Here is a 13,331-nt window from a genome sequence, read left to right as displayed (position 1 = left end):
CGGACCGGCAGGCTCTAGACTCCTCCTTTTTGAAAGGACGCAGCCGTGCGCATATTGCTGGTCGAAGACGACACCGGACTGGCCGACGCTGTCTGCAGTTATCTTCAGGCAAAGGCCTTCGTGGTCGACGTGGCACCTGGCTTGGCGGAAGCACGCGCCGCCCTGACCGCGGTGCAGTACGCGGCCGTGCTGCTCGACCTGCACCTGGGCGACGGCGACGGCCTGTCGCTGCTGCCGACCATCCGCGCCCTGCGAGAGCGGCCGATCGTGATCGTGCTGACCGCCCGCGACCAGGTGACCGACCGCATTCGCGGCCTCGATGCCGGCGCCGACGACTACCTCATCAAGCCCTACGACCCGGCCGAACTGCTGGCCCGGCTGCGGGCGGTCGAGCGCCGCCGCAGCACCAGCAGCGCCCCCGTGCTGCGGCTCGGGACGCTCGAGATCGACCTGGCGCGCGACCTGGTGCGCAAGGACGGCTTTCCGGTCACGCTGACCCAGAAGGAATGGGCCCTGCTGCGCGTCATGGCGACCCGTCCCGACCGCATCCACACGCGCGAGAACCTGGCCGATGCGCTGTACGGCTTCGGCGACGAGGCCGACAGCAACACGCTCGAGGTCTTCATCAGCCGGCTGCGCCGAAAGCTCGGGCGAAACCACATCCAGACCCTGCGCGGCCTGGGCTACCGGCTCTCGTTCGCACCGGAAGAAGAGCAGGAATGAAGCTCGGGCTGATGCAGCAGGTCGGCTTCGAGCCGCTGGGCCGCCGCGATTCGCTCGCCGGCCGGCTGACGCGCACGCTGATCGTCTGGGTCGGCGGGGTCTGGCTGCTGTGCGTGCTCGGGGTGGTCTGGTATGTGGACCGCGAGATCAACCACAACTTCGACAGCGAGCTGATCGAGGTCTCGCACCGGATGTTCGACATGGCGGTGCACGAGCTCGACAAGCTGCAGAGCGAGAACCCGGATGCGCGGCCGCCCCTGATCGCACCGCGGCAGCTGTACCCGACCGATGCGGTGATCTACCAGGTGGTCAGCCTGCATGAACAGGTGATGCTGCGTTCGGCCGAGGCGCCGATCAGCGCCTTCGACGTCCCGCTGGCGGCCGGCTTCGCCAACGCCGAACCCTGGCGCATCTACACCGTCCGGCATCCCACGCGCGAGCTGTTCTTCCAGGTCGCCGATCCGCTGGACGAGCGTCGCACTGCGCTCAACCGTACCCTTTTCGGCCTCATCATCCCGCTCGGCGCCGTGCTGCCGCTGCTGGCCCTGGTGCTGCGCAACGTGGCGCGCAACGAACTGCGCGTGCTGCAGCAGTTGGCCGGCGAGATCGAGCAGCGCAGCGGCGCCGACCTGCGCCCGATCCAGATACCGGGACTGCCGAAGGAACTGCGCTCGGTGGCCGACCACGTCAGCCAGCTGCTGGAACGCCTGTCGCAGGCCCTGGACGTCGAGCGGGCGCTGGCCGCCAATGCCGCGCACGAGCTGCGCACGCCGCTGGCCGCCGCCCGCCTCAGGTTGCAGACCGCGCTCGACCACGACCTCAAACACGACGACGTGCGGGCCGCGCTCGATGCGCTGCAGATGCTCGGCCACCGCACCGAGAAGCTGCTGCAGTTGTCGCGGGCCGAGTCCGGGGCCTCGCTGACCCGGGCGCCGATCGACCTGGTCCAGCTCGCCGGCACGGTGGCCCAGGAGTTCTGGCAGGATCCGCGCGTCAACGAGCGCCTGTCGCTCAGGGTCCCGGACAGCAAGGCGCCCGTGACGCTCGGCGACGTCGACGCGCTCGCGATCGCGCTGCGCAACCTGGTCGAGAACGCCTTGCGCTACGGACGCGGCCGCGTCGTGGTCGAAGTGCTGGAGCCCTGCACGCTGGCGGTCCGCGACTTCGGACCCGGCGTCAGCGCAGAGCAGCTGCGCACCCTGCAGCATCGCCATGTGCGCCACGGTTCCGACCGCGCCGGCTATGGGCTCGGGCTGTCGATCGTCGGCACCATCGTCGACAAGCTGGGCGCACGGCTCGAGCTGAGCTCGCCGCCGTCGGGCGCGCCCTCGGGTTTCGAGGCGCGGATCGTCCTGCGCCCGGCTTGAGGCTTTCCGGTCATCGGTGGGCCTTGATGGACGCCACGATGCCCAGCACGAACAGCAGCGCCGCCACCCATTCGGTCGCCAGCGGCCAGCGTCCGTCCCACATGAACGCATAGAGCAGCGCGAACAGGGTCTCGCTCACGATCAGCTGGCCGCAGAGGCTGGCGGACAGCCGTTGGCTGGCGACGTTCCACAGCACCGTCGCCAGCCATGACGAGCCGATGCCCCCGGCCAGCGCCAGCAGCACGAACAAGCCGCCGTTGGGCTGCGCCCGCATCGCCTGGTGGCTGGAACCCGCCAGCAGCCACAGCACGGCGGCGCCCAGTCCGGTCGCGATGCCGAGCCAGTTCGCCCAGTCGGCGGCGTGGACCTCGGGGTGCCGCCGCAGCCATGCGGCATTGAGCAGACCGAAGGCGGTCCAGCTCGCCATCGCCAGCAAGGCCAGCAACAGGCCCCAGCCGAAGCCGGCGCCGCCCGCGGCCTCGACGCCGCTCTGCGGCCATGCCGCCGCGACCATCAGCCCGATGCCGGCGGCGGTCAGCGCCAGGCCCGGCACAAGGGCCCGCAGCGCCAGGTCCGCAGGCCGGCCCAGCAGCATCATCCAGACCGGGATGGTGCCGATGATCAGGCTCGGCACCGCGGTGCCCGCGCCTTCGATCGCAAAGGCGAGCAGCACGTAGTAGCCGGTGAAGCCGAGCACGCTGAGCGCGAGCGCCGCGGCCGCCTGCCGCCCGCTGGGCCAGCGCCGCGTCGCCGGCCGGGTGGCGACGGCCAACCCGGCGACCGCCCCGAAGACCAGGAAGCGCGCGGCCGCGATGTCGACCATGCCGAAATTGCCCACCATGCGCGGCGCCACGAACACCAGGCCCCAGAGCGCCCCTGCGGCCAGCCCGGCGGCGACGCCGGCGAGCGAGCGCCGCGTCAGAGCGCGAACCCGTCGTCGGCCGCGATCACGGCGCCATTGACGAAATGGCTCTGGCTACTGGCCAGCAGCACGATCAGCCCGTCGAGGTCCTCCGGCTTGCCGACCCGCTTGCGCGGCAGCATGCCGACCAGCTTCTGGCCACCGTCCGTGACCCAGTGCTCCTCGTTGAGCTCGGTGGCGATATAGCCCGGACACAGCGCATTGACGTTGATGCCGAAGCGGCCCCACTCGAGCGCCATGGCCTTGGTCATCTGCACCAGCGCCGCCTTGCTCATGCAGTAGACGCCGATCTGGGGCAGCACCTTGAGCGCCGCCACCGAGGCGATGTTGATGATGCGCCCGCCGACGTAGGTGCCCGGCGCCGCCCCCTGGGCACGGGCCAGCATGCGCTTGCCGATCTCCTGGGCAACGAAGAAGGAACCCTTGACGTTGGTGTCGAAGATGAAGTCATAGTCATCGACCGACACGTCCTGCAATCGCCGGGTGTGGCTGACGCCGGAGTTGTTGACCAGCACGTCGATCGGCCCGACCTCGGTCTCGGCCCGCGCCACCGCCGCCTTGATGCTGCCGAGGTCGGTGACGTCGAGTTCGACCACGTGGGCGTCGCCGCCCTCGCCTTCGATGCGGGCGCGCAGTTCCTTCAAGCGGTCGGTGTTGCGGCTGGCCAGCACCACGGCGGCGCCGGCGCGCGCCAGCGTCTTCGCGAACTGGGCGCCGAGACCGGTTGACGCGCCCGTGACGAAGGCGACGCGGCCGGAAAGATCGATGCTGTAAGCCATGGGAAAAGCTCCTGTGGGAGTCGCCGAGGCGACGCCCCGGAGCGCGGGCGGGTGACGCATAAAATGGCCCGGCCCGCCGCGGTGCCTCGCACCCTCAAACCATTATCGACGAGACCCCCACATGACGAATGACGAAATCCTCGCCCAGTTCGGACCCCGCGAATCCATGGAATACGACGTGGTCGTGGTCGGCGCCGGCCCCGGCGGCCTGGCCACAGCGATCCGCCTGAAGCAGCTGGCCGCCTCGCACGGCAAGGACATCTCCGTGGTGGTGCTCGAGAAGGGCTCCGAGCCCGGCGCGCACATCCTTTCGGGCGCGATCATGGATCCGCGCGCGCTCTACGAGCTGCTGCCCGACTGGGAAGAGCTCGGCGCGCCCCTGAACCAGCCGGTCACGCGCGACACCTTCCTCATGATGACCGAGACCGGTGCCACCCGGACGCCCAACTTCATGCTGCCGAAGAACTTCCACAACGAAGGCAACTACATCGTGAGCCTGGGCAACGTGGTGCGCTGGCTGGCGCAGCAGGCCGAGGCGGCTGGTGTCGAGATCTTCGCCGGTTTCCCGGCGGCCGAGGTGCTCTACACCGACGACGGCAAGGTCCGCGGCGTCGCCACCGGCAACCTCGGCATCGGCAAGGACGGCGAGCCGACCGAGAACTTCCAGCTCGGCATGGAGCTGCACGCCAAATACACCATCTTCGCCGAGGGCGCGCGCGGCCACCTGGGCCGCCAGCTGATCGCCAGGTACAAGCTCGACGACGGCAAGGACCCGCAGAGCTACGGCATCGGCATCAAGGAGCTGTGGGAGATCGACCCGGCGCGCCACGAGCCCGGCCTGGCGGTCCACACGGCCGGCTGGCCGCTGCCCTCGGACACCTATGGCGGTTCCTTCCTGTACCACGCCGAGAACAACCAGCTGATCATCGGCTACGTGGTCGGGCTCGACTACCAGAACCCGTACATGAGTCCGTTCGAGGAGTTCCAGCGCTTCAAGACCCATCCCAACATCCGCTGGTACTTCGAGGGCCAGGACAAGGGCCTGAAGGCGCCCAAGCGGCTGAGCTATGGCGCCCGGGCGATCACCGCGGGCGGCCTGTTGTCGCTGCCCAAGACCGTGTTCCCGGGCGGCGCGCTGGTCGGCTGCGAGGCCGGCTACCTCAACGCCAGCCGCATCAAGGGCAGCCACGCCGCGATCAAGACCGGCATGCTGGCCGCCGAGGCCGCCTACGAGGCCGTGATGGCCGGCCGCCAGCACGACGAGCTCTCGGCCTACCCGGCCGCCTTCGAGAAGAGCTGGCTGCACACCGAGCTCAACAAGGCGCGCAACTTCAAGCAGTGGTTCAAGAAGGGCCTGGCGGTCGGCACGGTGATGACCGGCATCGAGCAACTGGTGCTGCGCGGCCACATCCCGTGGACCATCCACCGCCACCAGCCCGACAACGAGCGCCTCAAGCCGGCCGCCCAGTCCAGGAAGATCGCCTACCCGAAGCCCGACGGCAAGCTCACCTTCGACCGGCTCTCTTCGGTGTTCATCAGCAACACCAACCATGAAGAGAACCAGCCCGCGCACCTGACGCTGAAGAACGCCGCGGTGCCGACCACCATCAACCTGCCCGAGTACGCCGGCCCCGAAAGTCGCTACTGCCCGGCCGGCGTATACGAGTTCGTGCCGGACGCCGAGGGCAAGGAAAAGCTGCAGATCAACGCCCAGAACTGCGTCCACTGCAAGACCTGCGACATCAAGGACCCGACGCAGAACATCGTCTGGGTCACGCCAGAGGGCGGCGGCGGCCCGAACTACGTCGGGATGTAAGGGCCCCCACGCTCCCCACTGCGTGTGGTTCGCTGCCCCCCGAGGGGGCCGCAGGCCGCCTTGGGGCGGCCCGGTGCCGGCCTGGTCCCACGCGGGCCGCGTCTGGACTACTTGCCGACCAGCTGCGTCAGCCGCTCGGCCTCGAAGCACTCGTCCCGGGCCGCATCGCCCGGCACACAGTCCTTCTTGCCGGGCTGCTTCGACAGCGCCTCGATGGCCTGCCAGAGCAGCGCGATCTGGTGCTCCTGGCCGGCGGCGTTGTCGATCAGGCCGCGCATCGCGAGCGACAGCGGGTCGTCCTCCAGCGTGATGCCGTAGGCCGAGAACTTGCCCTCGGTGCCCGTGACATCGGCGCTGGTGTCCGACTTCGACGGGATGATGCGCGCCGGGATGCCCACCGCCGTGGCGCCCGCGGGCACCGGCTTGATGACCACCGCGTTGCTGCCGATCTTGGCGCCGTCGCCCACCACGAAGCCGCCGAGCACCTTGGCGCCGGCGCTGACCACGACGTTCTTGCCCAAGGTCGGATGCCGCTTGGTGCCCTTGTAGAGCGAGGTGCCGCCCAGGGTCACGCCCTGGTAGATGGTGCAGCCGTCGCCGATCTCGGCGGTCTCGCCGACCACCACGCCCATCGCATGATCGAAGAACACGCGATCGCCGACGACCGCGCCGGGATGGATCTCGATCCCGGTCAGCCACCGCGACACCTGCGAGACGAAGCGGCCGATCCACTTGAGCCCATGGCCCCAGCACCAGTGCGCCAGCCGATGCAGCACCACGGCATGCAGGCCCGGGTAGAGGGTCAGCACCTCCCAGCGCGTGCGGGCCGCCGGGTCGCGGTCGAGGATGCACTGGATGTCGGAGCGCAGGCGCGAAAACATGCTTTGTCGTTATATCGATAGGGGCTGAAAGTCTAAGCCGCCGGGTCTTCGCGCACCGCGGATGGGGTTTTCGGGGCGCCCGGGCGGCCCTGGGCCGCTTCGGTCATGGCCTTGGCGATGCCGCGCAGGATGTGGATTTCCTCCGGCGTCGGCCGGGCCCGGTTGAAGAGCTGCTGCAGCCGCGGCATCAGCTTCTTGGGCGCCTCGGGGTCGAGAAAGCCGATGTCGACCAGCGAACGCTCCCAGTGGTCGAGCATGCCGGCCACGGCCCGGGCGTCGGCCGCGGCCGGCGCGGGGGCGGCGTCGCGCACCCCGTAGCCGCCCAGCGCCAGCCGCCATTCGTAGGCGATCACCTGGATCGCGGCGCCCAGGTTCAGCGAGCCGAACTTCGGGTCGGTGGGAATGCTGAGCGCGACGTTGCAGCGGTAGACGTCCTCGTTGCGCATGCCGAAGCGCTCGGAGCCGAACAGGAAGGCCACGTGCTGCGCCTCGCCGCCGGCCAGCGGCTCCAGGTGCTCGCGCGGCGTCCGGGTGGGCGGGCCGAAGTCGCGCGGGATCATCGCGGTGGCGCACAGGTGGGTGACGCCGTCGAGCGCCTCGTCCAGCGTCTCGACGATGCGGGCGTTGTCGAGCACGTCGAGCGCCCCGCTGGCGCGCTGGATGGTCTCCTCGCGCCGCAGCACGTTGGCCCAGCGCGGCGCCACCAGCACCAGGTCGTCGAAGCCCATGGTCTTCATGGCGCGGGCGGCGGCGCCGACATTGCCGGCATGGCTGGTCTGGATCAGGATGAAGCGGGTGCGCATGGCTGCGGGTAAAATCCCATGATTCTCGCCGCCCGCATCGCCGGGCCGCTTTTCAGGGGGCCACCGCATCAACCGATCGCCCCTTTTCCGTTCTTCACACAATTCATGTCGTCCCCCAACCTGCACCCCATGCTCAACGTGGCCGTCAAGGCCGCCCGCGCCGCCGGCGCCATCATCAATCGCGCCGCGCTCGACGTCGAAGCGGTGCGCATTTCGCAGAAGCAGGTGAACGACTTCGTCACCGAAGTCGATCATGCGAGCGAGCGAGCGATCATCGAGACGCTGCTCACCGCCTATCCGGGGCACGGCATCCTGGCCGAGGAATCTGGCACCGAACACGGCGCCAAGGATTCCGACTACGTCTGGATCATCGATCCGCTCGACGGCACCACCAACTTCATCCACGGCTTCCCGGTCTATTGCGTGTCGATCGCGCTCGCGGTGCGCGGCAAGATCGAGCAGGCGGTCATCTACGACCCGAGCCGCAACGACCTGTTCACCGCCACCAAGGGCCGCGGCGCCTTCATGAACGAGCGCCGGATCCGCGTCAGCAAGCGCACCCGCCTCAACGAATGCCTGGTCTCGACCGGCTTCCCGTTCCGCACCGGCGACAACTTCAAGCAGTACCTGGCCATCATGGCCGACCTGATGCCGCGCATGGCCGGCCTGCGCCGCCCAGGCGCCGCGGCGCTCGACCTGGCCTATGTCGCGGCCGGCTTCACCGACGGCTTCTTCGAGACCGGCCTCAACATCTGGGACGTGGCGGCCGGCTCGCTGCTGGTCACCGAGGCCGGCGGCCTGATCGGCAACTTCACCGGCGAGCCCGAGTTCCTCGACCAGCGCGAATGCCTGGCCGGCGCCCCGCGCATCTATGGCCAGCTGGTGCCGCTGCTGGCCAAGTACTCCAAGTTCGCGGGCCTCGACGACAAGCTGCGCGCCAGCGACCGGATGCGCGCGGTCGACCCCTCGGCCCAGGGCGGCGACACCTACGCCCGCAGCACCATCGACGCCACGCCGGCCGCGGCGCCCGAGACCGAGCCGGCCGCGGACGCGGCGCCGGCACCGCGCAAGCTCACGCGCATCCGCCGCGAAGTCCCCGTGGCGCCCGCCGAGGGCGACGCCGCCGCGAAGTGATGGAGGCGCCCCGCGCGGCCGCCGTCCGCAGCCGTGCCGCCCTGCGCGTGGCGCTGGGCCACTACATCGCCAACGGCATCTCGGTGGCCTTCGGGCTGCTGCTGATCTCCGGCGGCGTCCACCTGGTGCTCGGAACCCTCGCGGCGTCGGCCGCCTCGGTCGGGGTCATCGTGACCGCACCGCCCGACCTGCCCGCCCCCCGCCGCGGCAAGCTGCTGCAGATGCTGCCGGCGCCGCTGATCGGGCTGCCGCTGCTCTTCCTGGTGCAGCTGCTGCACGCCAAGCCGCTCGAACTCGGCCTGCTGCTGGTTCCGGCCACCTTCCTGGCCTTCGTGGCGATGGCCTGGGGCAAGCGGGGCATCCCGATCGCGATCGCCGTGATGTTCTCGATGATCTTCTCGATGGCGACGCCGAAGCCCGACGACATGGCCGAGGCGGTGCAGCGCACGCTGTATTTCGGCCTCGGCGCCGGGCTCTACGTGATCTACGCGGTGCTCGCCAACCTGGCGCTCAACGCCCGCTACCGGGTGCAGGTGATGGCCGACCTGCTGCTCTCGCTGGCCGCCCTGATGCGGACCGAGGCGCGCCAGTTCACGCCCCGCGACGACTCCGGCGACATCCGCGAGGTGCCGGCCTCGCTGCTCGGCCAGCTGCTGCGCGAACAGGCCGCGCTGGCCGACCTGCTGCAGGCGGCGCGCGACATCGTTCTCGAATCGCCGCGCACGCCCTACCGGCAGCGCCTCGCCGGCATGCTGATGACGGTGCTCGAACTGCGCGACCTGCTGCTGGCCAGCGAGCTCGACCTCGACGCCCTCAAGACCCATCCCGGCCATGCGGCGGCGCTGGTCGAGATGCGCCGCATCCTGGAGGCCCTGGCCGCCGACACCGCGGCGCTGGCCGACGCCCTGCTGCTCGGGCGCCCGCCGGCCACGGTGCCCGACCGCCGGCGCGAGCTGACGGCGATCCACCTCGACGAGGACCCGGCGCGCCCGCGCAGCTACACCGGCCCGACGCCGGCGATGCTGGCGCGCGGGCTGGCCAGCCGCATCGGCCACATCAACGACGAGGTGCTGCGCCTGTCGGCGCTGGCGCGCGGCGAGCGCGAGCCCGACCTGGCGGTGGTGCGGGCCAGCTGGCAGATGTTCGTGAGCCCGACCGAATGGTCGCTGCGGCCCTTTCTCGCGCTCTGGCGCTGGGACGCGCCGCCGCTGCGCCATGCAATTCGCGCCGCATTGGCGATCGCGGCCGGCTACGGCATCGCGCTGGCCCTGCCCTGGGGCTCGCACGACTACTGGATCCTGCTGACCATCGTGGTGGTGCTGCGCGGCAGCCTCTCGCAGACCCTGGAGCGGCGCAACAGCCGCGTGGCCGGCACGCTGCTGGGCTGCGTCTTCGCGGTGGCGCTGCTGTCGGCCCATCCGTCGCCGCTGACGCTGCTGGCCGCCATGACGCTGGCGCAGGCGATCGCCCACGGCTTCGCGGTGCGGCGCTACCTGATCACCGCGGTGGCGGCCACCGTGCTGGGCCTGGTCCAGGCCCACATGCTGAACACCGGCATGAGCACCACCTTCGCGCTGTTCGAGCGCGTCGCCGACACCCTGATCGGCGCTGCGCTGGCCTGGGCCTTCTGCTACGTGCTGCCGTCCTGGGAGCGCGGGCAGATCCCGGCCCTGGTGGCGCGGGTGCTCGGCGCCCAGGCGCGGCACGCGCGGCTGGCGCTGGGGCTGGGCCAGCTGCGCTCGGTCGGCGTCAGCCCCGAGCTCGAATGGCGGCTGGCCCGGCGCGAGGCCTACGACAGCCTGTCGGCCCTGGTGCAGGCCACGCAGCGCTCGCTCTCGGAGCCGCGCGCGGTGCGGCCCCCGCTGGAGCCGCTCGAGCACCTGCAGGCCCACAGCTACCAGCTGCTGGCCCAGCTGAGCGCGGTCAAGTCGATGCTGGTGCTGCGGCGCGACCGGCTGACGCCGGCCGAGATCGAAGGCCCGCTGGCCCGCACGGCCCAGCGCATCGAGGCCAGCATCGGCGCCGCACCCACCAGCGGCTCGGTGATGCCCGAGGGCGCGCCCGCCACCACGCTGGCCGGCCCGATCCCCCTGCCCGACCCCTTCGACAACGACGTCACGCCATGGCTGCTGCGCCGGCTCGATCTGGCAACCGGCATCGCCGCCCAGCTGCGCGACGACGCGGCGCGCATCCTGCAACCCGCCGCCGAGGACAGCCCCCACACCGCCTCATGATGACGACCTTGCTCGCCTATCCGTGGTCCGCACCGCTGCTCGCGGCCTTGCTGGCGGTGCCGCTGGCGCTGCTGGGCCACCGCCTCGCCGGCCTGGTGCTCGAACGCCTCACCCGCTCGGTGCCGACGCTTCACGCGACCCTGCTGGCGATCAAGCGGCCGGCGCTCTTCGTGCTCCCGCTGGTGGCGCTGCAGCTGGTCTGGCAGGCCGCGCCCGACGACCTGCGCTTCGTCGGCAACGTGCGCCACCTCAACGGCCTGGCGCTGATCGGGGCGGCGACCTGGCTCGCCGTGCGGGCGGTCAGCGGCTTCGCCGAGGGCATGGTCAGGCAGCATCCGTCGGACGTGCGCGACAACCTGCAGGCACGCCGCATCCTGACCCAGGCGCGGGTGCTGGCGCGCACCGCCAACACGGTGCTGGTGGTGGCCGGGGCGGCGTTGATGATGATGACCTTCCCGGGCGCGCGCCAGGTCGGCGCCAGCCTGCTGGCCTCGGCCGGCGTGATCGGCATCGTGGCCGGCCTGGCCGCCAAGCCGGTGTTCAGCAACCTCATCGCCGGCCTGCAGATCGCGCTGGCGCAGCCGATCCGCATCGACGACGTGCTGGTGGTCGAGGGCGAATGGGGGCGGGTCGAGGAGATCACCGGGACCTTCGTCGTGCTGCGCATCTGGGACGACCGCCGGCTGATCCTGCCGCTCACCTACTTCATCGAGAAGCCGTTCCAGAACTGGACCCGGCACGACTCTCAGCTGCTCGGCTCGGTCTTCGTCTACGCCGACTACGGCATGCCGCTGGCGCCGCTGCGCGCCGAGGTCGAGCGCATCGTCAAGGCGGCGCCCGAATGGGACGGCCGCTTCTTCAACCTGCGCGTGACCGACGCCACCGAACGCACGATGCAGATCCGCGTGCTGTGCACCGCGGCCTCGTCGGCGCTGGCCTTCGACCTGCGCTGCACGGTGCGCGAGGGACTGATCGCCTTCATGCAGCGCGAGTACCCGCAGTTCCTGCCGCGGATGCGGATCGAGGGCGACGACGCCCGCCCGGCGGTGCCGGCGGCGCAGCCCTGAGGCGCGGCATCCGGCTCAGCCGCTGCCGACGCCGCGCCGCGATCGGTCGGCTTTCGGCAGCACCGCCTCGCCGGCCATGCGTTCGGCTTGCGCCTGCAAGCGCCGGAGCGCATCGTCCAGGCGGGTGGCGGTTTCCTCGTCCAGTGTCCCCAGCAGGTCGGCGTTGATCCGCGACACCAGCGGAAACAGCTCGTCGTACAAGGCCTGCCCGCTCGCCGTGAGGCCCAGCAGTACCTGCCTTCGATCGCCCGCCGGGTGCGTGCGCGACAGCAGCCCCTTGGCGACCAGCGAGCCCACCGCCTTCGAGGTCCGGGCCCGATCGAGCTGGGCATGCCCGGCCAGCTGCGAAGAGCTCAGCTCGCCGCGGCTGGCCAGCGTGGCGATCAGCCGCCACTCGCGCCGCGTGATGCCGAAGCGCCCTTCGCACAGGCGGATGACCATGCTGCCGCCGACCGCGATCAGGCGCGACAGGCGGTACAGCAGCAGGTCGTCCAGGGGTCGGCGTGGCGCGCTCATCTAGTGGTAAATCCTTGGAATGGTTGATTAGAACAATCGAATGGCACGACTCTAAAGTCGATCCAAAGGAGACACGCACCCATGCACCACGCATTCGACCGCCGCCGCGCACTCGCGGCCCTGGGCGGCCTGGCACTGGCGCCCCTCGCTCGCGCCCAGGCATTCACCCCCGGCCAACCGATCAAGGTCCTGATCGGCGTGCCGGCCGGCGGCACGCAAGACGTGCTGACCCGCGCCATCGCCCACGAGGTGCGCGATTCGCTCGGTCCGCTGATCATCGACAACCGCTCCGGCGCCGCCGGCCGCATCGCGGCCGAGGCGGTGAAGAACGCCGCGCCCGACGGCCGAACGCTGCTGCTCGGCACCGCCAGCATGATGGCGATGTTCCCGAGCGCCTACCGCAGCCTCTCGTACGACCCGATCAAGGACTTCATCCCGATCGTCAACGCGGCCCGCTTCGAGCTCGCGCTGGTGGTGAGCAAGGACGTGCCGGCCAACACGCTGGCCGAGTTCATCACCTGGGCCAGGGCGCAGGGCGACAAGCTCAGCTTCGGCTCGTACGGCGCGGGCACGCCCTCGCACTTCCTCGGCGAGATGCTCAATCGCTCGGCGGGACTGAAGATGGTCCACGTGCCGTATCGAGGCTCCACGCCGGCGCGGCAGGACGTGATGGGGGGCCAGATCCCGGTGTATTTCGACACCGTCGGCGGCGCGCTGCAGATGCAGCCCGGCGGCCGCGTGAAGGTGCTGGCGACCAGCGGCGAGAAGCGCTCGCCGCTGATGCCCGACCTGCCGACCTTCACCGAGGCCGGCCTCAAGGACGTGGTTGCGACCGCCTGGTTCGCCTACTACGCGCCGCTCAAGACGCCGCAGCCGATCGTCGACAAGCTGCGCGCCGAGTTCACCCGCGCGGTCAATTCGCGCGAGGTGCGGCAGCAGCTGCTGCAGAACGGCATGTATCCGGTAGGCGATGGCCCCGAGGCCTTGTTGAAGACAATGCGCGAGGACACCGCCCGCTGGGGCGGAATCATGAAGGCCGTGAACTTCCAGGCCAACGACTGACCCTGACCTTGCCTCGCATCGGAGCTC

Annotated in this window: 12 protein-coding genes; 7 read left to right on the top strand and 5 right to left on the bottom strand. The window is 70.5% G+C overall.

Annotation, left to right across the window (positions count from 1 at the left end):
- Window positions 1-45 precede the first annotated feature (45 nt).
- Window positions 46-723: a response regulator gene (locus QZH52_RS15435; protein ID WP_286531402.1), complete on the top strand. Its 678-nt coding sequence runs from the start codon at window positions 46-48 to the stop codon at window positions 721-723.
- A complete protein-coding gene (locus tag QZH52_RS15430; RefSeq protein WP_301810600.1) occupies window positions 720-2,090 on the top strand; it encodes a sensor histidine kinase in 1,371 nt (456 codons plus the stop codon). The genes QZH52_RS15435 and QZH52_RS15430 overlap by 4 nt, the downstream gene beginning before the upstream one ends.
- A 10-nt stretch (window positions 2,091-2,100) precedes the next feature.
- Here QZH52_RS15430 and QZH52_RS15425 read toward each other — a convergent pair whose 3' ends face one another.
- Both QZH52_RS15425 and QZH52_RS15420 read right to left on the bottom strand, forming a co-directional pair.
- Window positions 2,101-3,012 carry a DMT family transporter gene (locus tag QZH52_RS15425; RefSeq protein WP_301810871.1) on the bottom strand — a complete coding sequence of 304 codons (912 nt, stop codon included), beginning with the start codon at window positions 3,010-3,012 and terminating at the stop codon, window positions 2,101-2,103.
- Window positions 3,009-3,791: an SDR family oxidoreductase gene (locus QZH52_RS15420; RefSeq protein WP_353506689.1), complete on the bottom strand. Its 783-nt coding sequence runs from the start codon at window positions 3,789-3,791 to the stop codon at window positions 3,009-3,011. The genes QZH52_RS15425 and QZH52_RS15420 overlap by 4 nt, the downstream gene beginning before the upstream one ends.
- A gap of 121 nt (window positions 3,792-3,912) precedes the next feature.
- Here QZH52_RS15420 and QZH52_RS15415 point away from each other — a divergent pair, with 121 nt between their 5' ends.
- Window positions 3,913-5,607 carry an electron transfer flavoprotein-ubiquinone oxidoreductase gene (locus tag QZH52_RS15415; RefSeq protein ID WP_301810598.1) on the top strand — a complete coding sequence of 565 codons (1,695 nt, stop codon included), beginning with the start codon at window positions 3,913-3,915 and terminating at the stop codon, window positions 5,605-5,607.
- A 107-nt stretch (window positions 5,608-5,714) separates the two neighbouring features.
- On the opposite strand, the gene cysE is transcribed toward QZH52_RS15415, so the two are convergent.
- Together cysE and QZH52_RS15405 are read right to left on the bottom strand one after the other, a co-directional pair.
- A complete protein-coding gene (gene cysE / locus QZH52_RS15410; RefSeq protein ID WP_301810597.1) occupies window positions 5,715-6,488 on the bottom strand; it encodes a serine O-acetyltransferase in 774 nt (257 codons plus the stop codon).
- 32 nt (window positions 6,489-6,520) lie between these two features.
- Complete coding sequence (locus tag QZH52_RS15405; protein ID WP_301810596.1) at window positions 6,521-7,291, bottom strand: RNA methyltransferase; 771 nt, start codon at window positions 7,289-7,291, stop codon at window positions 6,521-6,523.
- A gap of 105 nt (window positions 7,292-7,396) precedes the next feature.
- Here QZH52_RS15405 and QZH52_RS15400 point away from each other — a divergent pair, with 105 nt between their 5' ends.
- The 3 genes from QZH52_RS15400 to QZH52_RS15390 are packed head-to-tail and all read left to right on the top strand — an operon-like array spanning window position 7,397 to window position 11,726.
- On the top strand, window positions 7,397-8,425 hold the full coding sequence (locus QZH52_RS15400) for an inositol monophosphatase family protein (RefSeq protein WP_286531387.1): 1,029 nt from the start codon (window positions 7,397-7,399) through the stop codon (window positions 8,423-8,425).
- Window positions 8,425-10,659 (top strand): FUSC family protein, encoded by a 2,235-nt coding sequence (locus QZH52_RS15395; protein WP_301810593.1) that lies wholly within the window; start codon window positions 8,425-8,427, stop codon window positions 10,657-10,659. Before QZH52_RS15400 ends, QZH52_RS15395 begins: the two co-directional genes overlap by 1 nt.
- Window positions 10,656-11,726 (top strand): mechanosensitive ion channel family protein, encoded by a 1,071-nt coding sequence (locus tag QZH52_RS15390; protein WP_301810592.1) that lies wholly within the window; start codon window positions 10,656-10,658, stop codon window positions 11,724-11,726. The genes QZH52_RS15395 and QZH52_RS15390 overlap by 4 nt, the downstream gene beginning before the upstream one ends.
- Before the next feature lie 15 nt (window positions 11,727-11,741).
- Here the strand turns inward: QZH52_RS15390 and QZH52_RS15385 are convergent, their stop codons facing one another.
- Window positions 11,742-12,242 (bottom strand): MarR family winged helix-turn-helix transcriptional regulator, encoded by a 501-nt coding sequence (locus QZH52_RS15385; RefSeq protein WP_301810590.1) that lies wholly within the window; start codon window positions 12,240-12,242, stop codon window positions 11,742-11,744.
- A gap of 81 nt (window positions 12,243-12,323) precedes the next feature.
- Here QZH52_RS15385 and QZH52_RS15380 point away from each other — a divergent pair, with 81 nt between their 5' ends.
- Window positions 12,324-13,304 (top strand): Bug family tripartite tricarboxylate transporter substrate binding protein, encoded by a 981-nt coding sequence (locus tag QZH52_RS15380; protein WP_301810588.1) that lies wholly within the window; start codon window positions 12,324-12,326, stop codon window positions 13,302-13,304.
- Window positions 13,305-13,331: the final 27 nt, after the last annotated feature.

Origin of the sequence: Variovorax ginsengisoli (genome assembly GCF_030486595.1) — a bacterium.
GTDB lineage: Bacteria > Pseudomonadota > Gammaproteobacteria > Burkholderiales > Burkholderiaceae_C > Variovorax > Variovorax ginsengisoli_B.
This window is presented reverse-complemented; position numbering and strand designations above follow the sequence as displayed.